Origin of the sequence: Nocardioides sp. ChNu-153 (assembly GCF_030466625.1) — a bacterium.
GTDB lineage: Bacteria > Actinomycetota > Actinomycetes > Propionibacteriales > Nocardioidaceae > Nocardioides.
Genome location: NZ_JADEVT010000015.1, coordinates 41465 through 65913 on the forward strand (window position 1 = coordinate 41465; position 24449 = coordinate 65913).

20 protein-coding genes are annotated in these 24449 nt (G+C 75.1%); 6 read left to right on the forward strand and 14 right to left on the reverse strand.

Annotated features, from left to right (window positions below; translation table 11 throughout):
* Nucleotides 1-204 precede the first annotated feature (204 nt).
* The 4 genes from INN71_RS15620 to INN71_RS15635 all read right to left on the reverse strand — a co-directional run bounded on the left by INN71_RS15620 (nucleotide 205) and on the right by INN71_RS15635 (nucleotide 7364).
* Nucleotides 205-1086 (reverse strand): siderophore-interacting protein, encoded by an 882-nt coding sequence (locus INN71_RS15620; RefSeq protein WP_301801112.1) that lies wholly within the window; start codon nucleotides 1084-1086, stop codon nucleotides 205-207.
* A 108-nt stretch (nucleotides 1087-1194) separates the two neighbouring features.
* Complete coding sequence (ileS, locus tag INN71_RS15625) at nucleotides 1195-4542, reverse strand: isoleucine--tRNA ligase (protein WP_301801115.1); 3348 nt, start codon at nucleotides 4540-4542, stop codon at nucleotides 1195-1197.
* Nucleotides 4543-4843: 301 nt separating this feature from the next.
* Nucleotides 4844-5899, reverse strand: coding sequence for a patatin-like phospholipase family protein (locus INN71_RS15630; RefSeq protein ID WP_301801117.1), 1056 nt, complete (start codon nucleotides 5897-5899; stop codon nucleotides 4844-4846).
* Between the two features lie 52 nt (nucleotides 5900-5951).
* Nucleotides 5952-7364: a lipase family protein gene (locus INN71_RS15635; protein ID WP_301801118.1), complete on the reverse strand. Its 1413-nt coding sequence runs from the start codon at nucleotides 7362-7364 to the stop codon at nucleotides 5952-5954.
* Nucleotides 7365-7422: 58 nt separating this feature from the next.
* Here INN71_RS15635 and INN71_RS15640 point away from each other — a divergent pair, with 58 nt between their 5' ends.
* Entirely contained in the window at nucleotides 7423-8694 is a 1272-nt protein-coding gene (locus tag INN71_RS15640) for an MFS transporter (protein ID WP_277499779.1), read from the forward strand.
* Here the strand turns inward: INN71_RS15640 and INN71_RS15645 are convergent.
* Entirely contained in the window at nucleotides 8681-9325 is a 645-nt protein-coding gene (locus INN71_RS15645) for a hypothetical protein (protein WP_277499780.1), read from the reverse strand. The two genes, INN71_RS15640 and INN71_RS15645, sit on opposite strands and share 14 nt — an antisense overlap.
* Nucleotides 9326-9399: 74 nt before the next feature.
* Here INN71_RS15645 and dapD point away from each other — a divergent pair, with 74 nt between their 5' ends.
* Together dapD and INN71_RS15655 are read left to right on the forward strand one after the other, a co-directional pair.
* Nucleotides 9400-10383 (forward strand): 2,3,4,5-tetrahydropyridine-2,6-dicarboxylate N-succinyltransferase, encoded by a 984-nt coding sequence (gene dapD / locus INN71_RS15650; RefSeq protein ID WP_301801172.1) that lies wholly within the window; start codon nucleotides 9400-9402, stop codon nucleotides 10381-10383.
* A gap of 157 nt (nucleotides 10384-10540) precedes the next feature.
* Entirely contained in the window at nucleotides 10541-11434 is an 894-nt protein-coding gene (locus INN71_RS15655; RefSeq protein WP_301801174.1) for a hypothetical protein, read from the forward strand.
* A gap of 46 nt (nucleotides 11435-11480) precedes the next feature.
* On the opposite strand, the gene dapC is transcribed toward INN71_RS15655, so the two are convergent.
* Both dapC and fdxA read right to left on the reverse strand, forming a co-directional pair.
* Nucleotides 11481-12596 carry a succinyldiaminopimelate transaminase gene (dapC, locus tag INN71_RS15660; protein ID WP_277499782.1) on the reverse strand — a complete coding sequence of 372 codons (1116 nt, stop codon included), beginning with the start codon at nucleotides 12594-12596 and terminating at the stop codon, nucleotides 11481-11483.
* Nucleotides 12593-12916 (reverse strand): ferredoxin, encoded by a 324-nt coding sequence (fdxA, locus tag INN71_RS15665; RefSeq protein WP_277499783.1) that lies wholly within the window; start codon nucleotides 12914-12916, stop codon nucleotides 12593-12595. Before fdxA ends, dapC begins: the two co-directional genes overlap by 4 nt.
* Before the next feature lie 87 nt (nucleotides 12917-13003).
* Here fdxA and INN71_RS15670 point away from each other — a divergent pair, with 87 nt between their 5' ends.
* Entirely contained in the window at nucleotides 13004-14008 is a 1005-nt protein-coding gene (locus INN71_RS15670; RefSeq protein ID WP_301801124.1) for an N-acetyltransferase, read from the forward strand.
* A 29-nt stretch (nucleotides 14009-14037) separates the two neighbouring features.
* Here the strand turns inward: INN71_RS15670 and INN71_RS15675 are convergent, their stop codons facing one another.
* The 6 genes from INN71_RS15675 to serA all read right to left on the reverse strand — a co-directional run bounded on the left by INN71_RS15675 (nucleotide 14038) and on the right by serA (nucleotide 20339).
* Nucleotides 14038-16017, reverse strand: coding sequence for a VanW family protein (locus INN71_RS15675; protein ID WP_301801125.1), 1980 nt, complete (start codon nucleotides 16015-16017; stop codon nucleotides 14038-14040).
* 50 nt (nucleotides 16018-16067) lie between these two features.
* Nucleotides 16068-16463 carry a hypothetical protein gene (locus INN71_RS15680; protein ID WP_301801127.1) on the reverse strand — a complete coding sequence of 132 codons (396 nt, stop codon included), beginning with the start codon at nucleotides 16461-16463 and terminating at the stop codon, nucleotides 16068-16070.
* Nucleotides 16460-17380, reverse strand: a complete 921-nt coding sequence (gene mshB / locus INN71_RS15685; RefSeq protein WP_301801129.1) for an N-acetyl-1-D-myo-inositol-2-amino-2-deoxy-alpha-D-glucopyranoside deacetylase — start codon at nucleotides 17378-17380, stop codon at nucleotides 16460-16462. The genes INN71_RS15680 and mshB overlap by 4 nt, the downstream gene beginning before the upstream one ends.
* Nucleotides 17381-17589: 209 nt before the next feature.
* Entirely contained in the window at nucleotides 17590-17901 is a 312-nt protein-coding gene (locus INN71_RS15690) for a hypothetical protein (protein WP_277499788.1), read from the reverse strand.
* 75 nt (nucleotides 17902-17976) lie between these two features.
* Nucleotides 17977-18957 (reverse strand): hypothetical protein, encoded by a 981-nt coding sequence (locus tag INN71_RS15695; RefSeq protein WP_277499789.1) that lies wholly within the window; start codon nucleotides 18955-18957, stop codon nucleotides 17977-17979.
* Nucleotides 18958-19142: 185 nt separating this feature from the next.
* A complete protein-coding gene (gene serA / locus INN71_RS15700) occupies nucleotides 19143-20339 on the reverse strand; it encodes a phosphoglycerate dehydrogenase (protein ID WP_277499790.1) in 1197 nt (398 codons plus the stop codon).
* 104 nt (nucleotides 20340-20443) lie between these two features.
* Here serA and INN71_RS15705 point away from each other — a divergent pair, with 104 nt between their 5' ends.
* Nucleotides 20444-21553 (forward strand): hypothetical protein, encoded by a 1110-nt coding sequence (locus tag INN71_RS15705; protein WP_301801132.1) that lies wholly within the window; start codon nucleotides 20444-20446, stop codon nucleotides 21551-21553.
* 28 nt (nucleotides 21554-21581) lie between these two features.
* Here INN71_RS15705 and INN71_RS15710 read toward each other — a convergent pair whose 3' ends face one another.
* A complete protein-coding gene (locus tag INN71_RS15710) occupies nucleotides 21582-22406 on the reverse strand; it encodes a thioesterase family protein (RefSeq protein WP_301801134.1) in 825 nt (274 codons plus the stop codon).
* Nucleotides 22407-22515: 109 nt separating this feature from the next.
* On the opposite strand from INN71_RS15710, the gene typA reads away from it, so the two are divergent.
* A complete protein-coding gene (gene typA, locus INN71_RS15715; protein WP_301801136.1) occupies nucleotides 22516-24402 on the forward strand; it encodes a translational GTPase TypA in 1887 nt (628 codons plus the stop codon).
* The last annotated feature ends 47 nt before the right edge of the window (nucleotides 24403-24449 follow it).

Below are 24449 nucleotides of genomic sequence, written 5' to 3' on the forward strand. Positions count from 1 at the left end.
CCCCGGGGGGGCCCCCCGGGGGGGGGGGGGGGGGGGGGGGGGGGGGGGGGGGGGGGCCCCCCCCCCCGGGGGGGGGGGGGGGCCCCGGGGCCCCGGGGCACCCCGCCACTTCACGCACGAACCTTTCACCCGGAAGTGGTGGGTTGCGTGGACAACCTTTCCCTCAGGCCCCCGCCAGCGCCCGCCGGCTCTCCCGCCAGCGCCTCAGGCGCCCTCGGCGCACGCCAGCTCGGCCTTCCAGGTGCGGAAGCCCTCCTCGGTGCGGCCACGCCGCCAGTAGCCCGAGACCGACAGGTCGCGCTTCCCCACGCCGCGGCGGCGCAGCACCGGGCGGACGTGGTGCATGACCGCCTCGGCCTCGCCGTGCACGAACGCCTGCACGCGCCCCGTGGGCCAGGCGCCCGCGTCGAGCTCGGCGACCGCGACGGCGAGCGGGGACCCGGCGCCGGTGAGGTGCGGGGGGGCCTCGTGGGCCGTCGTACCGCGGTGGAGCCAGCGCAGCTCGACGCCCGCGGGGACGGCCAGCGGCAGCTCGTCGCCGGGGCCCGCCACCTCGACGAGCGCGAGGCCGCGCGCGTCGGCGGGCAGCGCCTCGACCGCGGCCGCCAGGGCCGGCAGCGCCGACTCGTCGGCGACGAGGAGGTGGAAGTCGGCCATCGGGTCGGGCGCGTACGCCCCGCCCGGGCCGTTCACCCACAGCGGCGTGCCCACCGCGACGCTCGCCGCCCACGGGCCCGCGACGCCCTCGTCGCCGTGCACCACGAAGTCGATGGCCAGCGTGCCGGCGGCGACGTCGAGCTCGCGCACCGTGTAGGTCCGCACGACCGGCTGGTCCTCCGGCGCGACCGCGGCCCGCACCTCCCGCAGGTCGAACGGCTCCGGGTAGGTCACCCCCGGCCGCGGGAAGACCAGCTTCACGTAGCGGTCGGTCGCGGTGCTGTCGGCGAACGCCGCCAGGTCCCCGGAGAAGCGGACACGGACGAGGTGCTCGGTCAGTGGCGCGGAGCCGGTGACGGTGAGCAGGGTGGCGCTGGGCAGGACGACTCCTCGGGTGGGGTACGGCGGCACGCACCGTCCGGCACGCACTTAGGCAAGCCTAACCCCGGGCTGTACGAGTGATCCCCGTGGTCTGCGACCCAGGCATCGCGCGTGGGTCACGGGTCTCCCCGCCTCAGCGGGGAGACCCGTGACCCGTCAGGCCTTGGCCAGCGCGATCGTCACGACGGCGCCGTCGCCGACGGTCGCCTCGGCGGTGGACGCGCCGGCCGGGGCGTCGCCGCCCACGGCGTACGACGTCGCGAGGGTCTCCCCCGCCACCAGGGCCTCCCACGTGCGCAGCGCCGCGGCCGCCTCGTCGGGGCCCGTGAGCACGAGCGCGATGCGGTCGGAGACGTCGAGCCCGGCGTCCTTGCGCGCCTGCTGCACCGCGCGCACGACGTCGCGGGCCAGGCCCTCGGCCGCCAGCTCGGGCGTCACCGTGGTGTCGAGCACGACGAACCCGCCGCCCGGCAGCACGCCGATGGCCTCGCCCTCGCCGGCCTGCGCGACCGTCTCGAGCGTGAACTCGCCGTCGACGAGCGCGAGCCCGCCGGCGGTGACGGTGCCGTCCTCGGCCACCGACCAGTCGCCCGACTTCGCGCCCTTGATCGCGCGCTGCACGTCCTTGCCCAGCCGCGGGCCAGCGGCGCGGGCGTTGACGGTCAGGCGCTGCGCGACGCCGTACGACGACGCCTCCTCCGCGTCGGCGGGCACGAGCCGCACCGCCTTGAGGTTCAGCTCGTCCGCGACGAGGGCGGCGAACCCGGGCAGCACGGCCTCGAGACCGGCGGGGTCCTCGACCACGACGGTCAGCGACGCCAGCGGCAGCCGGGTGCGCAGCTTCGCGCCCTTGCGCAGCGCGGAGCCGGCCGAGCAGACCTCGCGCACGAGGTCCATCGCGGCCACCAGCGCGTCGTCGCCGGGCAGCTCCTCGACGTCCGGCCAGTCGGCGAGGTGCACGGAGCGCCCGCCGGTCAGGCCGCGCCACACCTCCTCCGTCGTCAGCGGCAGCAGCGGCGCCGTCACCCGGCAGACCGTCTCGAGGACGGTGAACAGGGTGTCGAACGCCGCCGTCGACGCGTCGCCGTCGGTGGCCCAGAAGCGCTCACGGCTGCGCCGGATGTACCAGTTCGTCAGCACGTCGAGGAACCCGCGCGTCGTCTCGCACGCGTCGGCGATCGCGAGGTCGTCCAGCTGGGTCGTCATCGCCGCGACGTACTGGCGCAGCTTGGCGAGCACGTAACGGTCGAGCGGGTCGGTCGAGTCGGTGCGCCGCTGCGCCGTGTAGCCCTCGGCGTTGGCGTACAGGCTGAAGAAGTACCAGCTGTTCCACAGCGGGATCATCACCTGGCGCACCGAGTCGCGGATGCCCTGCTCGGTCACCACGAGGTTGCCGCCACGCAGGATCGGGCTGGCCATGAGGAACCAGCGCATCGCGTCGGCGCCGTCGCGGTCGAAGACCTCGGAGACGTCGGGGTAGTTGCGCAGCGACTTGCTCATCTTGTTGCCGTCGCTGCCCAGCACGATGCCGTGGCTGATGCAGGTCGAGAACGCGGGCTTGTCGAACAGCGCCGTGGCCAGGACGTGCAGCGTGTAGAACCAGCCGCGGGTCTGCCCGATGTACTCCACGATGAAGTCGGCCGGGAAGTGGCCCTGCAGGCCCGCCGCCCCGTCGAACCAGTCGGCGTTCTCGAACGGGTAGTGCACCTGCGCGAAGCTCATCGAGCCCGAGTCGAACCACACGTCGAGCACGTCGGTGACGCGCCGCATCGTGGAGCGCTCGCCCTCGGGGCGCGGGTCGTCGGGGTTCGGCCGGGTCAGGTCGTCGACGAACGGGCGGTGCAGGTCGGGCTCGCCGGCGGCGTTGCGCGGCAGGCGGCCGAAGTCCCGCTCGATCTCGGCGAAGGAGCCGTAGACGTCGAGGCGCGGGTAGGCCGGGTCGTCGCTCTTCCACACCGGCACCGGGGAGCCCCAGAAGCGGTTGCGGGTGATCGACCAGTCGCGGGCGTTCTCCAGCCACTTGCCGAACTGGCCGTCCTGGATGTGCTCGGGCACCCAGCGGATCTGCTGGTTGAGCTCGAGCATCCGGTCCTTGATCGCGGTGACCTCGACGAACCACGACGAGACGCCCTTGTAGATGAGCGGCTTCCGGCAGCGCCAGCAGTGCGGGTAGGAGTGGTCGTAGGTCTCGCGGCGCAGCAGCACCGTGCCGAACGTGACCGCCCCCAGGTCGGCGGCGTCGCGGCCCGCGACGTGGTCGAGGGCGTACGTCGCGTTCTTGAGGTGCTCGATGACGAGCGGGTTGGCGTCGAAGACCTGGACGCCGGCGTACTCGGTCACCGGCGCGGTGAAGCGGCCGTCCTTGCCGACCGGCATGACCGCCTCGATGCCCTCGCGGTCGGTGACGACCTTGTCGTCCTCGCCGAAGGCGCCGGCGGTGTGCACGAGGCCCGTGCCGTCGGTGGTGGTGACGAACTCCGCGGTGACGATGCGGAACGCGTTCTCGTGGCCCAGGTAGTAGGAGAACGGCGGCGTGTAGTGCCGCCCCGCGACCTCGGCGCCCGTGTACCGCGCGACCACCTGGTCCTCGATGGCGTCGCTCGCCTCGTCCTTCAGCTCCCGGGCGTACGACGCGAGCCGCGCCTCCGCGAGCAGGTAGCGCTCCGGCGTACCGGTCGAGGAGGACTCGACGACGACGTAGTCGATGTCCTCGCCCACCATCACCGCGAGGTTCGACGGCAGGGTCCACGGCGTCGTCGTCCACACCAGCGCGAGCACACCGGCCAGGGGGTCGTCGCCCCCGTCGGGGCCGTCGCCGTGGATGCGGACGCCGACCGTCACGGCCGGGTCCTGCCGCACCTGGTAGACGTCGTCGTCCATCCGCAGCTCGTGGTTGGAGAGCGGCGTCTCGTCGTTCCAGCAGTAGGGCAGGACGCGGAAGCCCTCGTAGACCAGGCCCTTGTCGTGGAGCGTCTTGAACGCCCAGATGACCGACTCCATGTAGTCGGGGTTGAGCGTGCGGTAGTCGTTCTCGAAGTCGACCCAGCGCGCTTGGCGCGTGACGTAGTCCTGCCACTCGCCGGTGTACTTCAGCACCGAGGCGCGGCAGGCGTCGTTGAACTGCTCGATGCCCAGCTCGAGGATCTCGTCGGTGGTCTTGATGCCGTTGAGCCGCATCGCCTCGAGCTCCGCGGGCAGGCCGTGGGTGTCCCAGCCGAAGCGGCGCTCGACGCGCTTGCCGCGCATCGTCTGGTAGCGCGGCACGATGTCCTTGACGTAGCCCGTCAGCAGGTGGCCGTAGTGCGGAAGCCCGTTGGCGAACGGCGGACCGTCGTAGAACACGTACTCGTTGCTGCCGTCGGCGCCCGCGTCGCGCGCCGCGATGCTGGCCGCGAACGTGCCGTCGCCCTCCCAGTAGGCGAGCACCTGCTTCTCGATGTCGGGGAAGCGGGGGGAGGTCGGGATGCGGTCGAGACCGCTCGTGGAGACCCGGGGGTAGGCCATCGCGCTGCTCTCCTGGTACGTCGCTCGGGCGCCGGCAGGGCTGCCGGAACTGTCTGGCCACGAGGACGACGGATGCCGCGGTACCACCTCGCTTGCCGCCCCACCCCGGTGTCCCGGGACGGCGCGACCGCTTCGTCGGGGGCTGTGACGGGCCCACCCGTCCGGTTCTACTGAGCGACCCAGGTCGCTGTTCTTCCGGAGGCTCGCCGCTGATGACGGCTCGGACGCCTCTGCGCGGGATGGTACGCCGCGGCGCGGGGCCCCGCGAATCCGATCCGGGGTCGGCCGGGGCCGGCCGGGGTCAGCCGGTCGGGGCCGGGGGCAGGACGCCCGCGGCGTCGAGCGCCGCCGCGGTCAGCCGGCGGCCGAGCTCGACCATCTCGGTCGCCCGGTGGAAGTCGAGGGTGCGGCAGGCGTCGACGGGCACGTCGACCGTCACGTCGGCGGGGAACGCCGCCTGGCGGTAGCGGTGCACGAGGCCCTGCATCGCCTCGAACGACTGCGCGGTGACGTCGGTGAGGCGCAGGTCCTTCGGCAGCGGGTCGGTGCCGCCCGTGACCGGTTCGGCGGCCGTGGCGGGCTGCAGGCCCCCGCCGCCGTCGCCCGCCAGCACGGGGGCCCGCTCGGCGGGCGTCGGGGCGTCGTGGTGCCGCCCGTGGCGCCCCTCGTGCAGCTCGTCGGCGTCCGGCTCGCGGCCGGTGACGCTGGCGATCGTGCGGCGCAGGCGGTCGCGCCACTCCTCCAACCGCTGCGGGGCCGCCGACTCCTGGGCGGGCGCCTGCCGGTCCGCGCGGGCGCGCCGGCCCAGCAGCGAGACCGCGACCGTGAGGTCGGCCGGCACCGCCGTCGTCGGGTCGACGGGCACGGGGTTGAGCAGGCCGCCGTCGACCAGGAGCCGCCCGTTGATCATCACCGGCGTGAACAGGCCCGGGATGGCGATCGACGCCCGGACCGCCGGCAGGAGCGGGCCGCGCTGGAACCAGACCTCGCGCCGCGAGCCGAGGTCGGTCGCCACCGCGGTGAAGGGCACCGGGAGGTCCTCGATGTCGGTGCCGTCGAAGAGCTCGCCGATCGCCCCCAGCAGCCGGTCGGCGGCCACCGCGCCGGGCGCGGACAGCTTGAAGTCCATGAGCCGCAGCACGTCGCGCTGGCGCAGCCCCGCGGCCCAGGCGAGGAAGTCGTCGTCGCGGCCGGCGGCGGCCAGGCCGCCCACGAGCGCCCCCATGGAGGTGCCGGCGATGGTGACGATCTCCCCGCCCCGGGCGCGGATCTCGTGGATGGCGCCGAGGTGGGCGTACCCCCGGGCGCCCCCGCTGCCGAGCGCGAGGGCGACGCGGACGGGCGACGGGGCGGACATGGCGCCGAGGCTACCGACGGCCGGCGCGGGTCGCGCGGGGGCGGCCGGCGCCTCAGCAGGTCGGGTCGGTCGCCGGCTCCCCGGCGAGGCGGGCACGCGTCCACGCCACCAGCTCGGCGGTCAGCGGGGAGGAGTCGGCGACGAGCGAGCCGTGGTCGAGCCCGTCGTACTCGACGTAGCGGGGCGTCTCCCCCGCCGCGCACCGCTCGGCGATCCACCGGCGCTGCAGGTCGGCGCGCACGACGACGTCCGCGGCGCCCTGGGCGACGAGGACCGGCACGTCGGGCACGGTCGGGGTGTTGGCCACGAGCCGGTCCGCGACGTCGGCGCGGTCCAGGTCGTCCTCGCCCAGGACGGGACCGCGCAGCTGGCTCGCCGCGGCCCACGCGGCGACGGCGTCGCGGCCCACGAGGCAGCGCGAGGCCACCCGGTCGGCGAGGTGGGCGGCGAGCCAGCCCTCGTCGTCGCGCAGCCCCAGGTCGTAGGTCTCGTCCCAGGTCACCGCGAGGTAGGCGTTGAGCACGCGGTCCCCGCCCGGGCCGGAGAGGTCCCGCACGAGCGCGGTCAGGTCGGTGGCCGGCGCGAGCGCCGCGACGCCGGCGACCCCGACCTCGGGGGCGTACGACGGGGCGAGCCGCCCCGCCCACAGCGCGGCGTGCCCGCCCTGGGAGTGCCCCCACACGACGGTGGTGGGCGCGAGCGCCCGCAGCTCGCCGGCGGCGCGCACGGAGTCGAGCACGTTCGCCCCGGCCGCCGGGCCGTCGAGGTAGGCGTGGCGGCCCGGCGCCCCCAGGCCCACGTAGTCGGTGGTGACGGCGACGGCACCCGCCGCGACCACCTCGGCCAGCGCGGCCTTCGCGCCGGCGAACGGGTCGCTCGACGCCGACGGCGCGCACGGCCGGGCCACGCCGGTCGTGCCGTGCCCGACCGCCACCGCCGGCAGGGCCTCGGGGCGCCCGGTCGGGGCGACCACGGTGGCGCTGGCCAGCGCCGGCTCCCCCGCCGCGTCGCGCGTCGTGTAGAGGATCCGCCACCCCTCGGCGCCGTCGGGCACGTCGGTGGTGAAGGGCTCCTGGCGCACCAGGCGGCCGGCCTCCGCGGGCACCTCGTCGTCGTCCGGGGCGGCGTAGAAGGCGTCGAGGGTGGGCCGGGAGCCGACGTGCACCACCACCGTGGCGACGAGGAGCAGCACCGGCACCGCGGCCGCCCCGACGAGCAACCAGGTGGGCACGCGGGGCCGGTCGCGCCCGGACCGGCGCGTGGGGCCGCGGCCGGTGTCCGCCTGGTCGCCGCGGACGCGTCGTACGACGTCGTGCACCCCGGTCCGCAGGGCGACGAACCCGCCGCCCACGACGAGCGCCACGGCGAGCAGCCACGGGAGCACGCGCAGGGTCGTGGTGGGCCACGCCAGGGCGAGGAGGACGAGGGCGGCGAGGCCGACGACGACGGCGGTCCGACGGATCACGGGGCCATCCTGCTCCCCGCGACGACCGGCTCGGCGCCCGGGCGTACCGTGACGCGTCGTGCAGCTCCGCGGTCTCCTCGCCGACACCCGCCCGCTGGCGGTGCCGGCCTTCCGGCGCCTGTGGCTGGCCAACATCGTCACCGTCGTCGGGGCCCAGCTCACCGTGGTGGCCGTGCCGGCGCAGATCTACGCGATGACGGGCTCCTCGGCGTACGTCGGGCTGACCGGCGTCTTCGGGCTCGTGCCGCTCGTCGCGTTCGGCCTGTGGGGCGGCGCCCTCGCCGACCACGTCGACCGCCGCCTCCTGCTCGTGGTCACCACCCTCGGGCTCGTCGCGACGAGCGTGCTCTTCTGGGTGCAGGCCGCGCTGGGGTCGCAGGACGTGTGGGTGCTGCTGGGGTTGTTCTCGGTGCAGCAGGCCTTCTTCGCGGTCAACCAGCCCACGCGGACCGCGATCCTGCCCGCGCTCGTCGACACCCCGCTGCTGGCCGCGGCGTCGGCGCTCAACACGACCGTGATGCAGGCCGGGGCGATCGCCGGGCCGCTGGTGGCCGGCGTGCTCATCCCGTTCACGGGCTTCGCGTGGCTCTACCTGGCCGACGCCGTGTGCCTGCTCGCGACGCTGTACGCCGTGCTGGCGCTGCCGCCGCTGCCCGTCGTCGGCGCCGTCGGCACGCCGGGCCTGCGCTCGGTGGTCGACGGCCTCGTCTACCTGCGGACGCAGCCGGTGCTGCTCATGAGCTTCGTCGTGGACGTCGTCGCGATGCTCTTCGGGATGCCCCGAGCGCTCTTCCCCGAGATCGCGCACCTCGACTTCGGCGGCCCGGACGGCGGCGGCATCGCGTTCGCGCTGCTCTTCGCCGCCATCCCGGCCGGCGCGGTGGTCGGCGGCGTGTTCTCGGGGTGGGTCTCGCGGGTGGAGCGCCAGGGCCTGGGCGTCGTCGTCTGCATCGTCGTCTGGGGCCTGGCCGTGACCGCGTTCGGCCTCGCCGCGGGGCTGGCGGACGGGTCGGCCGGGACCTGGCTGGTCGTGGCCGTGCTGGCGCTGTCGATCGGCGGCGGCGCCGACATGGCGAGCTCGGCACTGCGCCAGTCGATGCTGCTCACGGCCGGGACCGACGAGGTGCGCGGCCGCCTGCAGGGCGTCTTCCTCGTGATCGTCGCCGGCGGCCCCCGCCTGGCCGACGTCGCGCACGGCGGGGCGGCGGCGGTCGTCGGGGCCTCGGTCGCCGCGGCCGGCGGCGGGATCCTCACCGTGGTGGGCGTCGTCGTCGCCGCCCTCGCGGTGCCCGCGTTCGTGCGCTACCGCGTCGCGGTCAGTCCCCGCTGAGGCCGGCGCGCACCACGGGCTGGGGGCCGCGCATCGTGTCGATCCAGAACGTCACCTCGTCCGGCGAGGGCCAGCGCGGCAGCACCGGGCCGGCGAACGGGTCACCGGGCTCGACGGTGCGCACGCGGATGTAGGCCAGCCGGCCCTCGTCGACGCGCAGCCCCACCACCAGAGGCTCACCGTCGTCGCCCACGAAGCGGGCGTGGACGGGGAACTCGGCGTCGGCGGGCACGGCCAGCGGCACGTCCCCGGCCACCTCGAACGTCGCGAAGTCGACGGCCTCGTGCTCGCCGCGCTCCGCGTCGGTCGTGACGGCGCGCAGCAGCTGGGCCCGCAGCGCGAGCGCGCCGTAGTCCTCGGTCTGCGACAGCAGCGCGTCGGTCAGGGCGCGCACGTCGGCGTCGAGCGGGCGCTCCACCCACTCCAGCTCGCCGGGCTCGGGGGTCTCGTCCGCGGCGCCGCGGCCGAGGCGGTCGCGCACCCAGGCGCGCGGGTCGCCCACGAGGTCGACGGGCACCGCCGCCCGGGCGGCCTCCCACCCGGCCCAGGCGAGCCCTCCGACGAGGGACGCGGCCGCACCGCGTCGTACCAGCCGCAGCGCCTCGCGGCGCGCTCGGGATTCGGGGTGCATGCCCCCGACGGTAGCCGGACGGTCGGCGCGGTTCCGTAGCATGGGTCCACGTGACCGCAGCCAACGCCGCCGACGTGCCGACCTCGACCTCCGGGCCGACCCCGCCGACCTCCGCCTGGGGCGTGGGGCTCGCGACCACCGCCCCCGACGGCACGGTGCTCGACGTCTGGTTCCCGGCCCCCGCGCTGGGCGAGGCGCCCGCGGCCGACGCCCCCGACGCCGTGGCCGGCGCGGACCTCGACGCCCTGGCCGGCGTCGACGAGCTGCGGGGCGTGGTGCGGGAGGTGCGCCGCGTCGAGATCGCCGACCTGCAGGCGCCGCCGACCTCGACGGAGGACGTGTGGCTGCGGCTCCACCTGCTGTCGGCCCGCCTCGTCGTGCCGCACTCGATCTCGCTCGAGGGCCAGTTCGGCCTGCTGGCCAACGTGGTGTGGACCTCGGCCGGCCCCTGCGCCGTCGAGGGCTTCGAGCTCACCCGCGCGCGGCTGCGGGCCGCGGGCACCCACGTGAGCGTCTACGGGATCGACAAGTTCCCCCGCATGACGGACTACGTCGTGCCCTCCGGTGTGCGCATCGCCGACGCCGACCGCGTCCGCCTCGGCGCGCACCTCGCGTCCGGCACCACGGTGATGCACGAGGGCTTCGTCAACTTCAACGCCGGCACGCTCGGCGCCTCGATGGTCGAGGGCCGCATCTCGGCCGGGGTCGTCGTGGACGACGGGTCCGACGTGGGTGGCGGCGCCTCGATCATGGGCACGCTCTCGGGCGGCGGGAAGCAGGTCATCTCGATCGGCCGCCGCTGCCTGCTGGGGGCGAACTCCGGGCTCGGCATCTCGCTGGGCGACGACTGCGTCGTCGAGGCGGGCTGCTACGTCACCGCCGGCTCCAAGGTCGCCGTCATCGAGCCGGGCGCGGAGCCCCGCGTCGTCAAGGCCGCCGAGCTCTCGGGCGCCTCCAACGTGCTGTTCCGCCGCAACTCCGTCTCCGGCGCGCTCGAGGCCGTGCCGTGGCGCAGCGAGGGCGTGTCCCTCAACGCCGCGCTGCACGCCAACGACTGAGGGTGCGGGCATCGACGGCGCGGACGGGGCCGCTGGTGGCGCCGGCGGGACCGGGCGGGTGAGCCGCCGGCTGCTCGTCGGCGCCGTCGTCGTGGCCCTCGTCGTCGGCGTCGTCGCCCTCACCGGGCGCTGGGTCTACCGCAGCGTCGAGGGATTCCTGCCCGGCGCGCAGGGGTGCGTCGCGACCCTCGACGTCGACGGCACGACCGCCGAGGTCGAGCTCGACGTCGAGCAGGCGGAGCACGCGGCGCTCATCGTGGCCACCGCCGTGCGTCGCGGCCTGCCCGCGCGGGCCGCGACGATCGCGCTCGCCACGGCGTACCAGGAGTCGAAGATCCGCAACATCGACTACGGCGACCGCGACTCCGTCGGCCTGTTCCAGCAGCGGCCCTCCCAGGGCTGGGGCACCGAGGAGCAGCTGACGGACCCCTCCTACGCCACGAACGCGTTCTACGACGCACTCGTCGAGGTGCCGGGGTACGCCGACCTGCCCGTCACCGAGGCCGCCCAGGCCGTGCAGCGCTCGGGCTTCCCCGAGGCGTACGCCGACCACGAGGCCGACGCGCGGGTGCTCGCCTCCGCGCTCACCGGGTGGACCGGGGCGGCGCTGACCTGCCGCGTCGACACCGACGTGCGCACCGAGGCCGGCGAGGAGCTCGACGCGTCCGGCCTGACGGAGCGGGCGGCGACGGTGCGCACCGAGCTGGCGGCGGCGTACGGCGAGCTCTCCCTCGGCGGGTTCGCGCCCGGCGGGGTGAGCACCGGGCACTCGGAGGGCTCGGCGCACTACGACGGCCGGGCCATCGACGTCTTCACCCGGCCCGTGACCGAGGAGACGCAGCGGCTGGGCTGGTCGGTGGCGCAGTACCTCGTGGCGCACGCCGAGCGGCTCGACGTCGCCACCGTCATCTACGACGACATGATCTGGACGGCGCGGCGCTCCGGGCAGGGCTGGCGCCCCTACGACGTGGACACGTCCGGCGTCGACGAGGACACGGCGGCGATCCTGGAGCACCGCGACCACGTGCACGTGGACGTGTTCGCCAGCTGACCGCTCCCCCGGGCCGGCGGGGCGCAGGCAGGGACCGGCGGGGCGCTCAGGCCAGGCGCGCGGCGGCGGCGGCGATGCGCTCGTCGGTGGCGGTGAAGCCCACCCGCACGTGCTGGGCGCCCGCGGCGCCGTAGAACGAGCCGGGGGCCACGAGGATCCCGCGCTCGGCGAGCCACCCGACGGTGGCCCAGCAGTCCTCGCCGCGGGTCGCCCACAGGTAGAGCGACGCCTCGGAGTGGTCGATGCGGAACCCGGCGCGCTCCAGCGCCCCCCGCAGCTCGGCGCGGCGCGCGGCGTACCGGCTGTGCTGCTCCGCCACGTGCTGGTCGTCGTCGAGGGCGGCGGCCGTCGCGGCCTGCACGGGCGCGGGCACGATGAGGCCGAGGTTCTTGCGCACGGCGAGCAGCTCGGCCACGACGGCCGGGTCGCCGGCGACGAACGCGGAGCGGTAGCCGGCGAGGTTGGAGCGCTTCGACAGCGAGTGCACGCTCAGCAGACCCTCGTGGCTGCCGCCGCAGACGTCGGGGTGCAGCACCGAGGTGGGCGGGCGCTCGGCGTCCCAGGCGCACTCGAGGTAGCACTCGTCGGAGACCAGCAGCGTGCCGCGCTCGCGGCACCACTCCACGACCTTGCGCAGGTGCTCGGGCGGCAGCACGCGACCCGTGGGGTTCGACGGCGAGTTCAGCCACAGCAGCGCGGGTCGCTCGGGGCCGATGGCCGTGAGCGAGTCCGCCGCGAGCACCCGGGCGCCGGCGAGCGCCGCCCCCACCTCGTACGTCGGGTAGGCGAGCTCGGGGATGACGACGAGGTCGTCGGGGCCGAGCCCGAGGTGCACGGGCAGCGCACCGATGAGCTCCTTGGAGCCCACGCTGGGCAGGACGCCGTCGAGACCGAGGCCGGTCACGCCGAAGCGGCGGGCCAGCCAGTCGACGACCGCCTGGCGCAGCCGCGGCGTGCCGATGGTCGTCGGGTAGCCCGGCGCGTCGGAGGCGGCGGCCAGGGCGTCCCGCACCACGGCGGGCGTCGGGTCGACCGGCGTGCCGATCGAGAGGTCCACGACCCCGTCGGGGTGCGCGCGCGCCGTGGCGGCGTACGACGCCAGCCCGTCCCAGGGGAAGTCGGGCAGCCGGCTCGAGACCGGCCGCCGGCCCGTCGGGGTCACTCCTGGTTCTGGGGCGGCAGGGCGGCGACGAAGGGGTGGTCGGCGTCGATGGCGCCCATCTTCGCGGCACCGCCGGGCGAGCCGAGGTCGTCGAAGAAGTTGACGTTCGCCGCGTAGTAGTCCTTCCACTCCTCCGGCGTGTCGTCCTCGTAGTAGATCGCCTCGACGGGGCAGACCGGCTCGCACGCACCGCAGTCGACGCACTCGTCGGGGTGGATGTAGAGCATCCGCTTGCCCTCGTAGATGCAGTCGACCGGGCATTCGTCGACGCACGCGCGGTCCATGACGTCCACACACGGCTGGGCGACGACGTAGGTCATCTTGAGGTCCTCCTGAGACGGGCAGGGCGGGTCGTTCGCGATCGGGGGGTGCGCTCGCGCGCACCGGCCCACCCTAGTATCCGCACGGTGACGCCTCCCGACGAACCCCAGCATGCGGGCACCCCCGCGGCGCACGACCTCGGGGCGCACGGTCTGGGTCCGCACGTGGTCGGCACCCGCGTGGTCGTGCGACGCGTCGTCCCAGGTCAGGTGGGTCCCACCGGCGGCCCGAGCTTCACCGACGTGCTCGGCGTGGCCGAGCAGTGGTCTCCGTCACTCGTGGTGCGCCGCGCGGACGGCACGCGCGTCGAGGTGCCGCACGACCTCATCGTCTCCGGCAAGCCGGTGCCGCCCCGCCCGAGCCCGCGCCTGCGGGTGGACGCCGGGGCCGCCGAGGCGCGGATGCGGCTGCTGTGGCCCGGCACCGAGCGCGAGCGGCTCGAGGAATGGGTCCTCCAGGCCTCGTCGCCCACCGGCGGCCGGCTGCGGCGGCGCACCAACTCGGTGCTCGCGGCCGGGACGGTCGACCTCTCCCCCGCCGACGCACGGGCGCACGTCGCGGACTGGTACGCCGCGCGGGAGCGCCGACCGCTCGCCATGGTCGTCGTGGGCTCGGCGGAGGAGGAGCTGTTCCGCGACGGCGGCTGGCACGAGCCGGTCGACGTGGACGGGTGGCAGGTCGCGCTGCAGCTCGCCTCCCTCGCGCAGGTACGGCGCGCGCTCGCCCGCCGCGGGGCGTCGCCGTACGCGGACCTGACCGTCGTCGAGACCCACCGCGACGAGCACCTCGTCGTGCTGCACGCGGAGGCGGAGGTCGACGAGCCCGGCGCGGAGCGGGTCGTGGTCGCGCGGGGCGGCGCCGCGGTGCGCGGCGACTGGGCCGGCCTGCACGACCTCGCGGTGGAGCCGGCGTACCGGCGGGCGGGGCACGGCACCGCCGTGCTGGCGGCCCTCGTCGACGAGCTCGCCGCGCGGGGAGCGACGACGCTGGCCCTGCACGTGCTGACCACGAACGCGCCCGCCCTCGCGCTCTACGAGGGCCTGGGGTTCGTCACCCACCACACGGTGACGTACCTCGCCCCGCCGGGCTGAGGGCGGCCGGGGCCTGGGACCTCCGGCGCTCAGCCCGTCGGGGCCGCCGGGTCGGCGATGGTCTCCTCCGGCGCGGCCGGCGGCGTCGGCGCGGGGGCCGGGTCGGGCTGCGGGGCGCGGCACACGACCGTGTCCGACGGCGTGTAGGTCGTGCTGAAGACCTCCTCGCGCACGACCTCGCCGGAGCCCGGGCGCTTGAAGATGCGGGTCACGTCGACGTCGAAGCCGCGGTAGCCGGTGTGCGGCTCGCAGTCCGGGGTGGTCAGCGTGCGCGTGCTCGGCTGCGTGAAGTTGTGGCGCTCCGAGGTGGTCTCCTCGATGTCCCACACCTTGGTGGAGTACATCCGCACCGTGATCGAGCCCGGCGACCCCGGCGAGCTCGCGTCGAGCTGGGTGTCGATGAGCACGCCGTGCTCCGTGTCGTTCTTGAAGCGCAGGTCGAGCGCCCCCCAGACCACCGTGGCCTCGCGGCCCACCGGGTAGCGGTCGATGTAGAACGAGTGCGGCTTGTGCTCCACGTCCTCCAGCCCGGCGAAGAACATGGCGTTGAACAGGGTGGTCGCCATCTGCGAGACGCCGCCGCCCAGGTCCTGGCGCAGGATGCCGTCGCTGATGACGTAGCCCTCGGTGAAGCCGTTCTCGCGAGTGCGCTCGCCGACGGTGTCGTTCATCGAGAACGTCTCCCCCGGCAGCAGCAGGGTGCCGTCGATGAGCTCGGCGGCCCGCCCGATGTTGGTGTTGCGGTAGGACGCGTGGGGGTACGACGTCGTGAACTCGCTGACCAGCTCGGTGACGCCGAGCGCCTCGGCCTCCTCGGTGGTGAGCTCCGGCTCGGCGGCCGTCGCCTCGACGACGCCTTCGCGGCTGCCCGCCGGCGCGGTGACGAGGCCCTGGAAGACCGTCGCGAGCGTCTCGGGGAGGTAGTCGACGCCCGGCTGCGCGGGCACGACGGTGGGTCGGCCGTCCTGCAGCACGATCGAGGCGTCGACCGGGCGACCCGGGTCGCCGACGCGGTCGTCGACCACGTCCTTGAGCACGGCGCCGTCGACGACGCCGACGAGCCCGCCGTCGCGGGCCTCCATGCGCAGCGCGGGCGAGAACTCGGCCGGGGCGAGCTCGACGGGGGTGTCGCCGAAGGTGAGCGTGACGGGGGCGGAGACGGCCGGGTCGGCGAACGCGGCGCGCGCGGCCTCGACGTCGGCCGCGTCGACGGTCGGGGTGATGTCGGCCAGCTCGAGCTCCGTGGCGCCGCCCTCGGCGACGAACGCGTCCTCGATGCGCTGCGCGGCGGCCTCGCGGTCGAAGCCGCGGCCCGGGGTGGGCTCGGTGACGACGACCGCGCCGTCCTCGAACCCGACGGCGCCCTCCACCGCCGGCTGTCCCGCGGCCTGCTCCAGCTCGGCGAGCGCCTGCTCGACGGCGGCCGGGTCGGAGTCGACGACGGCGGGGAGGTCCTCGCCGCCGGTGAAGTAGGTCCAGAGCCGCTCGGGGCTCCAGCTGCGGCGCCCGCCTGCGTCGGCGACGGACGCCTCGTGGTCCACGGCGAGACCGAGGGCCGCCGGGTCGAGCTGCCGGGTCACGTCCGTGCCCGCCACGCTCACGTCGAGGGGCTGGGCGACGCGGTCCGAGAGGCCCGCCTCGAGCGTCGCTGCGGCCTCGTCCTGCGGCTGGCCGCCGATGTCGACGCCCGCGACCGTGGTGCCCCGGGCGACCTTGTCGCCCGCCACGACGTACGCCGCGACGTAGAGGCCGCCGAGCACGAGGAGGAGCCCGAGCAGCGCGTACGCCGCCACCCGCCGCCCGCGGCGCCGGCGCGGCGGCACCGGGTCGGTGTGACCGGTGTCGTGGCCGGTGTCGTCGGCCTCGTCGTGGGTGTCGGGGAAGCCGGGGACGAACGGTCGCTCGGCGGTGTCCGCGCGCTCCCGCTCCGGGTCGGGGCGGGTCGCGGCGTCGCGGCCGGTCCGGGGGCCGGCCGCACCACCCGGCGCGGACTCGTCAGCACTGCTCACCGCGCCATAGTAGGGAAGGCGGCTCGAAGTCGGTCGTCGCGGCGCCCGGCTCACCCGTGCGGGTGAGACCCCGGCGCATCGGCGGGCGGGGTGCGCCGTACCCGACCGCCCGCGGCGAGCACCACCACGCCGACGAGGGCGACGGCGAAGGTGAGGCCCAGCAGCGTGTAGCCGCGCCCGTTCCCCTGGATGAGGTAGTCCCCCTCCGGGCGCGTCCGCAGCGCGAGGAGGACGGGTGCGACCCAGCCGACGACGAACGGCACGACCGTGCCGCGCCGCGTGGGCACGGCCCAGAGCACGGCCGCGGTGGCGGCGGCCACGAGCGGGAGGCCCCAGTCGTGGCCGGTGACGACCACGGCCGCCGCCCCGGTCAGGGCGCCCACGAGCAGCAGGCCGGCGCCGAGCAGTCCGGCGCCGAGCACGTACGCGGGGCCGGTGCGGCTCACAGCCCCGCGAAGAGGTCGTCCTCGAGCCCGTCGGCGCCGACCGGCCCGCGGGGACCCTTGGCGAGGCGGTAGAACTCGATGCCCCACACGGCGTTGCCGAGGTTGTTCGAGAGCGCGAAGAAGGGGCCGTCGACGGTGATCTGGGTGGCGTGGGCGCGCATGGCGTCCATCTTGGCGTCGGCGTGGTCCCCGCCGTCGACGCGGCAGTCGAGGTCCTCGTCCGGCGAGCCCATCGGCATGGGGCCCTCGGGGTCGACGCCCTCGAAGGTGATGGTGTCGCCGGCCGCGCGCAGCTTGCGCAGGCCCTCGCGCAGCTGGGTCGCCGACATGGCGCCCCAGTAGACCTTCGCGACGTCGTGGGCCTCGCCCAGGTCGCGGCGGTAGGAGGGCACGGCGGCCAGCGCGACGGCGTACGTCGCCACGCGGTGCGCCTGGATGTGGTCGGGGTGGCCGTAGCCGCCGAACTGGTCGTAGGTGACGAGCACCTGCGGGCGGACCTCGCGGATGATCGCGACGAGGTGGTCGGCGGCCTCGGTGAGGTCGGCGTTGGCGAAGGCGCGCTCGTCGGTGTCGTCGGCGGCGATCGCGTGGCCGTCGGCGTGCCACTTCATGCCGGAGTCGCGGTAGCGGCCGAACCCGCCGAGGAACCGGTGGTCGGTGACGCCCAGCACGCGCATCGCGTCGGCCAGCTCGCCGCGGCGGTGCTCGCCCAGCGCGTCGTCGCGGTCGGCGGCGAGGTGCTCCAGCTCGGGGACGAGCACCTCGCCCATCTCGCCGGCCGTGCAGGTGACGAGGGTGACGCCGCGACCCTCCGCGACGTACCTGGCCATCGTGGCCCCCTGCCCGATCGTCTCGTCGTCGGGGTGGGCGTGCACCAGCATCAGGCGCTGCGCGGGTGCGGTGGTGTGCTCGGGCATGGGGACGAGCGTACGGCGAGCCGCCCACCCCCGGTCGCGGTAGGAGCGGTAGTCGTCGACTATCGCTCCCGCCGCGACCCGGAGTCGGCTGACGCCCCGGACCCGGTTGCGGTACGAGCGGTAGTGGATCGCTACCGCTCCTACCGCGACCCGGGCTGGGCGAGCGCTGCGGCTCGAGGCGCCGCGCGATGCAGCTCGGCCGGGGTGGGTCAGGTGGTGGTGGGGTCGGCCGGTGGGCGCTTGATCCGCTTCGGGGCGGCGGGGAGGTCGAGCGGCGGGAGCGCCGGGGCCGGGGCGTCCGGGCGCGCCTCGTCGAGCCAGCCGTCGAGGTCGTCGACCACCACCTCGAGCACGAACGCCGGCGCGTCGGTCAGCACCGCCCAGGGGTGGTCCTCGTCGTCGTCCTCGCCGGCGAGGCGCTCGCGGACGACCTCCGCGTCGTACCCGTCCCGGCGCAGCCGCGCCGCAGCCGCCTCGGCGTCGTCGTCGCTGAAGAAGATGGCCCGCACGGTGTCCATCATGCCGCAACCCTGTCCCGCCGGAGGTCGCGGTAGGAGCGGTAGTGGATCACTACCGCTGGCACCGCGACCCGTCCGTCAGGCCGCTGCCGCACCACCGCGGCGGGGTACGCCGAGCGCCACCAGGTCGGCGACCACCTCGCCGGGCTCGGTGCGCAGCTCGACGGCCGCGCAGCCGATGACCACGCGCCCCGGACCGCTCAGCCGACGGTGCCGGCGCTTGTCGGCCACCCAGTGGGCGACCTCGAGGTGGAAGGCACCGTCGACCTCGAGCACCACGACGGTGCCGTCGGCCAGGTCCCACTCCGCATCCGTGTAGCGGCGACGGCCCCCGGCGTCGAGGCGCACCCGCTGCCGGTGCGGCGCCACGAGCCCGGCGGCGGCGCACACGACACCCAGGTCCATCTCGGCGACCGAACCGGCGCCGCCCACCACCTCGACCAGCGCCTCGGCGAGCAGCCGGGCCCGGGGCAGGGGCGCGAGCCGGGGCAGCCAGTCGAGCAGCTGCTCGCCCGTCGTGACCCGTTGCTGGACGCAGGCGGCGATCAGCCCCGCGGCGGAGCGGGGGTGCCGCAGGCGCGAGGCGGCGAGGAGGGCCGCCGGCTCGGCGCGGAGCACCGGAAGACCACGGCGGTGCGTCGTCCAGCGCTCGAACGGGCGTCGCGTGCGGTGCACCTCGATCCCGTCGGCGGGCAGGTGCTGCCCCGTGCGCACCACGACCGACACCTCACGCGTCGACCAGCCGCTGAGCCCGTGCAGGGCGAGGGCGGTCCGACCGGCCAGCGCCGACGGCCCGGACGGGTGGAGGACGGCGATCCACAGGCGCTGCTCCTCGACCGGCGGACCGCTGGTGGTGCTCACGACGGTGGGCGTGCGGACGACCCACGTGCCGGCGGCGACGCGTCGGCGTACCTCCTCGCGGTGGAAGCCCAGCTCGCGCAGCTGGTCCCGCGAGACCACGCCGGCCTGCTGGTCGGCGACGGCCCGCAGGGCGGCGAGCTGCTCCGTCCTGCGGCGCCGCAGCGCGGCGGCGTGGCGGTCGGCGATCTCGTCGGGCACGCGTCGAGTCTCGACGCGCCGGGCCGTCCCCGCGACCGGCCGTCCACAGGGGAGAGGGGTCAGCGGTGGCGACGCCTGACCGGGCCGGGTCGCGGTACCAGCGGTAGTCGGCGACTATCGCTGCTACCGCGACCCCGAGGCCGCAACCGGCGCGGTCCGCGACCCAGGCGACCCCGGACCAGGCGTCAGGAGATGACGCGCAGGCGCACGGTGCCGCCGATGTCCCCCAGCTCGGACAGCGCGGCGTCGGGGATCGGCGAGTCGGTGTCGGTCACCGCGTAGCCGAGGTCCCCGCGCGTGGCGAGCGACTGGTAGCCGATGTTGATCGCGTGGCGGCCCAGCACGTCGTTGAGCGCGGCGAGCACGCCCGGCACGTTCTGGTGCAGGTGCGTGATGCGCTGCGTGTGCGGGGTGCGCTCGGGCATGAGCGTCGGCAGGTTGACCGACAGCGAGGTCGCGCCGCGGCGCACGTAGTCGCGCAGCTTGCCGCCGACGAAGCGCCCGATGTCCTCCTGCGCCTCCTCGGTGGAGCCGCCGACGTGCGGCGTCAGGATCACGTTCGGCAGGTTGCGCAGCGGCGAGTCGAACGCGTCGCCGCGCTTCTTCGGCTCCTTCGGGAACACGTCGACCGCGGCACCGGCGAGGTGGCCCGACACCAGGGCCGCCCGCAGCGCGTCGTAGTCCACGACGAAGCCGCGCGAGAGGTTGAGGAACAGCGAGCGCGGCCGCATCATCGCGAACTCGGCCGCCCCGAACACCCCGGCGTTGGCCTCGCGGCCGTCGACGTGCAGCGTCACGGTCTCGGCCACCTCGAGCAGCTCGGCCAGCGAGCTGCAGCGCGTCGCGTTGCCGAGCGACAGGCGGTCGTCGACGTCGTAGAAGTAGACGCGCATGCCCAGCGCCTCGGCCACGACGGAGAGCTGCGAGCCGATGTTGCCGTAGCCCACGATGCCCAGCGAGCGCCCGCGGATCTCGTGGCTGCCGTCGGCCGACTTGTCCCACACGCCCGCGTGCAGCGCCTTGTCGCGCTCGGTGAGGCGGCGCGCCATCGCGATGATGTTCGCGATCGCGAGCTCCACGACGGAGCGGGTGTTGGAGTACGGCGCGTTGAACGTCGCCACGCCGAGCGTCGCGGCGCGGGCGAGGTCGATCTGGTTGGTGCCGATGCAGAAGGCACCGATGGCCGTCAGGTCCGGGCGCGCGTCGAGGACGCGCTGCGTCACCTCGGTCTTGGAGCGGATGCCGAGCAGGTCGACGCCCTCGAGGGCCGCGATCAGCTCGTCCTCGTCGAGCGCACCGGAGTGCTCCTCGACGTCGAAGCCGGCCTCCGTGAGGATCTTGCCGGCGGTCGGGTGCAGGTTCTCCAGCAGCAGGGCTCTCACGTCCCCTACTTTCCCACTCCCCACCGGCCTGGGGCACATCCGCGCGGATGGTGGGACGCCGTCCTGGTCCGGGCCGGTTCGCCCGGGGTTCGTACCGTGGCGAGATGAGCACCCCCCTCCTCGTGCGCCGCAGCGCCTCCCGCCGTGCCCTCGTCGACGAGCTCGCGCAGCGGTACGGCGGACGCCCCGGCCTCGGCGCCCTCCTCTCCGACCTGCCCGGCCGCGCCCACCGGGCCCCCTGGGCGCGCCTGCTCGGCCACCGGGTGGAGCAGGCGTGGGGCTGGGAGGCCGCGGACCGCCGTACCGCCCAGTGGTGGCCCCAGGGCGTCACGACCTCCGGCGACGCCACCGCGCTGGGGAGCACCCCGGCCGGCCTGGAGGGACGCCGCGTGGCGGTGGTGAGCTGGTACGCCAAGCCCGTCCCCGGCCCGGCCGGGAAGGACGAGAAGCACGGGGTGCGCCTGACGTTCCTCGACCTCGACAGCCTGCGCTACCGGCACGTGCTGCTCGTGAGGCCGGTACGGCGCGAGGACGGGCAGGTGGGCCTCGAGCCGGTGACCGCCCACGCGGGCGGCATCGTCTGGGCCGGGTCGTGGATCCACGTCGCGGCCACCGGGAAGGGCTGCGTCTCGGCCCACCTCGACGACCTGCTGTGGCTGCCCGAGGGCGAGGAGGACACCGCGCACGGCTACCGCTGGGTGCTGCCGACCCGCGTCGACCACCGCGGCGGCGTGGAGGAGCCAGCACCCACGAGCGCGCAGCCCGGCGCGGAGGTCGAGAAGCTGCGCTGGTCGTTCCTCTCGCTGGCCGAGGGGACGCAGGGGCCGTCGCTGCTGGTGGGCGAGTACGGGCGGGGCGAGAAGTCGACGCGGGTGGCGCGCTTCCCGCTGGGCCCCGACGGGGTCCCGGCGGGCTCGCCGGGCGACCGCCGCACGACGTACGCGAGCGAGGTCGTCGAGACCGGCGTGAAGGGCATGCAGGGCGTCGCCGACGTCGCGGGCCGCCTCCACGTCACCACCTCCCACGGCCCGTGGGGCGCGGGGAGCCTCGTGACGGCGCAGCACGGGGCGGGCCTCGCCGGGGCGACCTGGCGGCGCACCGCGGCCGCGACGCCCATGGGTCCGGAGGACCTGTCGTGGTCGCTGGGCCGGCTGTGGGTGCCGACCGAGCACCCGCGGCGCCGGTGGCTGGTCGCGGTGCGACCGGTGGGCTGAGGGCACTGCGACCCGTGGGCTGAGGCCTTCAGCCGCGCGGCACGCGGGCCAGCTGGCGCGCCTGGGCGACGAGGCGGCCGGCGGAGTCCCAGACCTCGCAGTCCTCCTCGAAGAACCCGCCGGCGACGTTGCGGGTGGCCTGGCGCACGCGCAGCCACCCGGGGGCCGGTACGGCGCGCACGTGCGCCGTCAGCTGCACGGTCGGGGCCCAGCCCGGCCGGCCGAGGTCGAAGGTGACGGGCGGCATCGCGTCGAGCGTCATGAGCAGCGACAGCGGGTCGGGCTCGCGGTCGGCGAGGCGGAACCACGCCTGCAGCGCGCCCCGGCCCGACGGACGTCCGGCGATCCACCCGGCGCAGGCGGGGTCGAAGCGCATCTCGAACCGCTCGACGAGCGGGGCGAGGCGGCGGAACTCCTCGGGCGCCGACGACGAGGCCGGGCACTTCTCGACCGGGGGCAGGGCGGGCGGGGCGCCCGTCGTACCCACCTCGTCGGTCAGCGCCCCCAGGTCGCCGAAGGTGGCGAGGGCGGTGATGCGCGTCGTACCGCCCTGGGCCACCTCTGCCGCCACCGTGGTGAGCGTGCCGCGGCGCACGACCCGGGTCACCAGCTCGGCGGGGCCCTCGACGCAGGCGCCGACGTATGTCGCGGCCACCGCGACCGGGTCGGGCCGCTCGGGCACCGTCGCGCGGACCGCGGAGCCGATCAGGGCCAGCAGGAAGCCCCCGTTGATGCCGCCGCCGACGGACCAGCCGCCCGGCAGGTGCGCGGTGAAACGGCGCTCGTCGTCGCCCTCCTCCCCGGCGCCCGGGGTCAGGGTCAGGTCGCGGTCGAAGGCGGACTGCTCGCTCACGGCGCGGAGCCTACGTGCGCACGAATCGGCGCGGACGGCCCCCCGCCCCTAGACTCCTGGAGGCCCCTCGGGCCTTCCCACCCTTCGACGGAAGCGACGCATCCTCACCATGACCACCCTCCGTTCCGACCTGCGCAACGTCGCGATCGTCGCGCACGTCGACCACGGCAAGACGACCCTCGTCGACGCGATGCTCCGCCAGGCCGGCGCCTTCACCGCCCACCAGGCCGAGAGCGTCGCCGAGCGCGTCATGGACTCCGGGGACCTGGAGCGCGAGAAGGGCATCACGATCCTCGCGAAGAACACCGCAGTGCACTACGCGGGTCCCGCGGCCGACGGCAAGCCGATGACGATCAACATCATCGACACCCCGGGCCACGCGGACTTCGGCGGCGAGGTCGAGCGCGGCCTGTCGATGGTCGACGGCATCGTGCTGCTGGTCGACGCCTCCGAGGGCCCGCTCCCCCAGACCCGCTTCGTGCTGCGCAAGGCGCTCAACGCCGACATGCCGGTGATCCTGGTCGTCAACAAGACCGACCGCGGCGACGCCCGCATCGCCGAGGTCGTGGACGAGACCTACGAGCTGTTCATGGACCTGCTCGACGAGAGCCACAGCCAGGACGCGCTCGACTTCCCCGTCGTCTACGCCTCGGGCCGCGCCGGTGTCGCCGGTCTCGACCAGCCGGAGAACGGCGAGCTGCCCGACTCCCCCGACCTCGAGCCGCTGTTCAAGACGATCCTCGAGACCATCCCGGCCCCGACCTACACCGAGGGCGCGCCGCTGCAGGCGCACGTCACCAACCTCGACTCCTCGCCGTTCCTCGGTCGCCTCGCGCTGCTGCGCATCCACGAGGGCAACCTGAAGAAGGGCCAGACCGTCGCGTGGATGAAGCGCGACGGGGACGTCAAGAACGTCCGCATCACCGAGCTGCTCGTCACCGAGGGCCTCGAGCGCAAGCCCGGCGAGTCGGCCGGTCCCGGCGACATCGTCGCCGTCGCGGGCATCCCCGACATCACCATCGGCGAGACGCTGGCCGACCCGGAGAACCCGGTCGCGCTGCCGCTCATCCACGTCGACGAGCCGGCCATCTCGATGGTCATCGGCACCAACACCTCGCCCCTGGTCGGCCGGGTGAAGGGCTCGAAGGTCACCGCGCGCCTCGTGAAGGACCGCCTCGACTCCGAGCTCATCGGCAACGTGAGCCTGCGGGTGCTCCCGACCGAGCGTCCCGACGCCTGGGAGGTGCAGGGCCGCGGCGAGCTGGCGCTGGCCATCCTGGTGGAGCAGATGCGCCGCGAGGGCTTCGAGCTCACCGTCGGCAAGCCGCAGGTGGTCACGAAGGAGATCGACGGCAAGCTGCACGAGCCCGTCGAGCGCCTGACCATCGACGCGCCGGAGGAGTACCTCGGCACGATCACCGAGCTGCTCGCCACCCGCAAGGGCCGCATGGAGCAGATGACGAACCACGGCACCGGCTGGGTCCGGATGGAGTTCCTCGTCCCCGCGCGCGGCCTCATCGGCTTCCGCACCGAGTTCCTCACCGACACCCGCGGCACGGGCATCGCCCACCACATCTCCGAGGGCTACGAGCCGTGGGCCGGCGAGATCCGCTCGCGCAACAACGGCTCGCTCGTCGCCGACCGCAAGGGCGCCGCGACGGCGTACGCCATGACCTCGCTGCAGGAGCGCGGCGTCATGTTCGTCGAGCCCGCGACGGAGGTCTACGAGGGCATGATCGTCGGCGAGAACTCCCGCGCCGACGACATGGACGTCAACATCACCAAGGAGAAGCAGCAGACCAACATCCGGTCCGCCACCTCCGACAACTTCGAGAAGCTGATCCCGCCGAAGAAGCTGTCGCTGGAGCAGTGCCTGGAGTTCTGCCGCGACGACGAGTGCGTCGAGGTCACGCCGGAGATGGTCCGCATCCGCAAGGTCGTCCTCGACCAGAACGAGCGCGCCAAGATGGCGTCGCGGGCCCGCAAGTCGAAGTGACCCCGGGCGCCCCGCGCGCCTGAGCCACCCCAGCTCCACCACCGCCC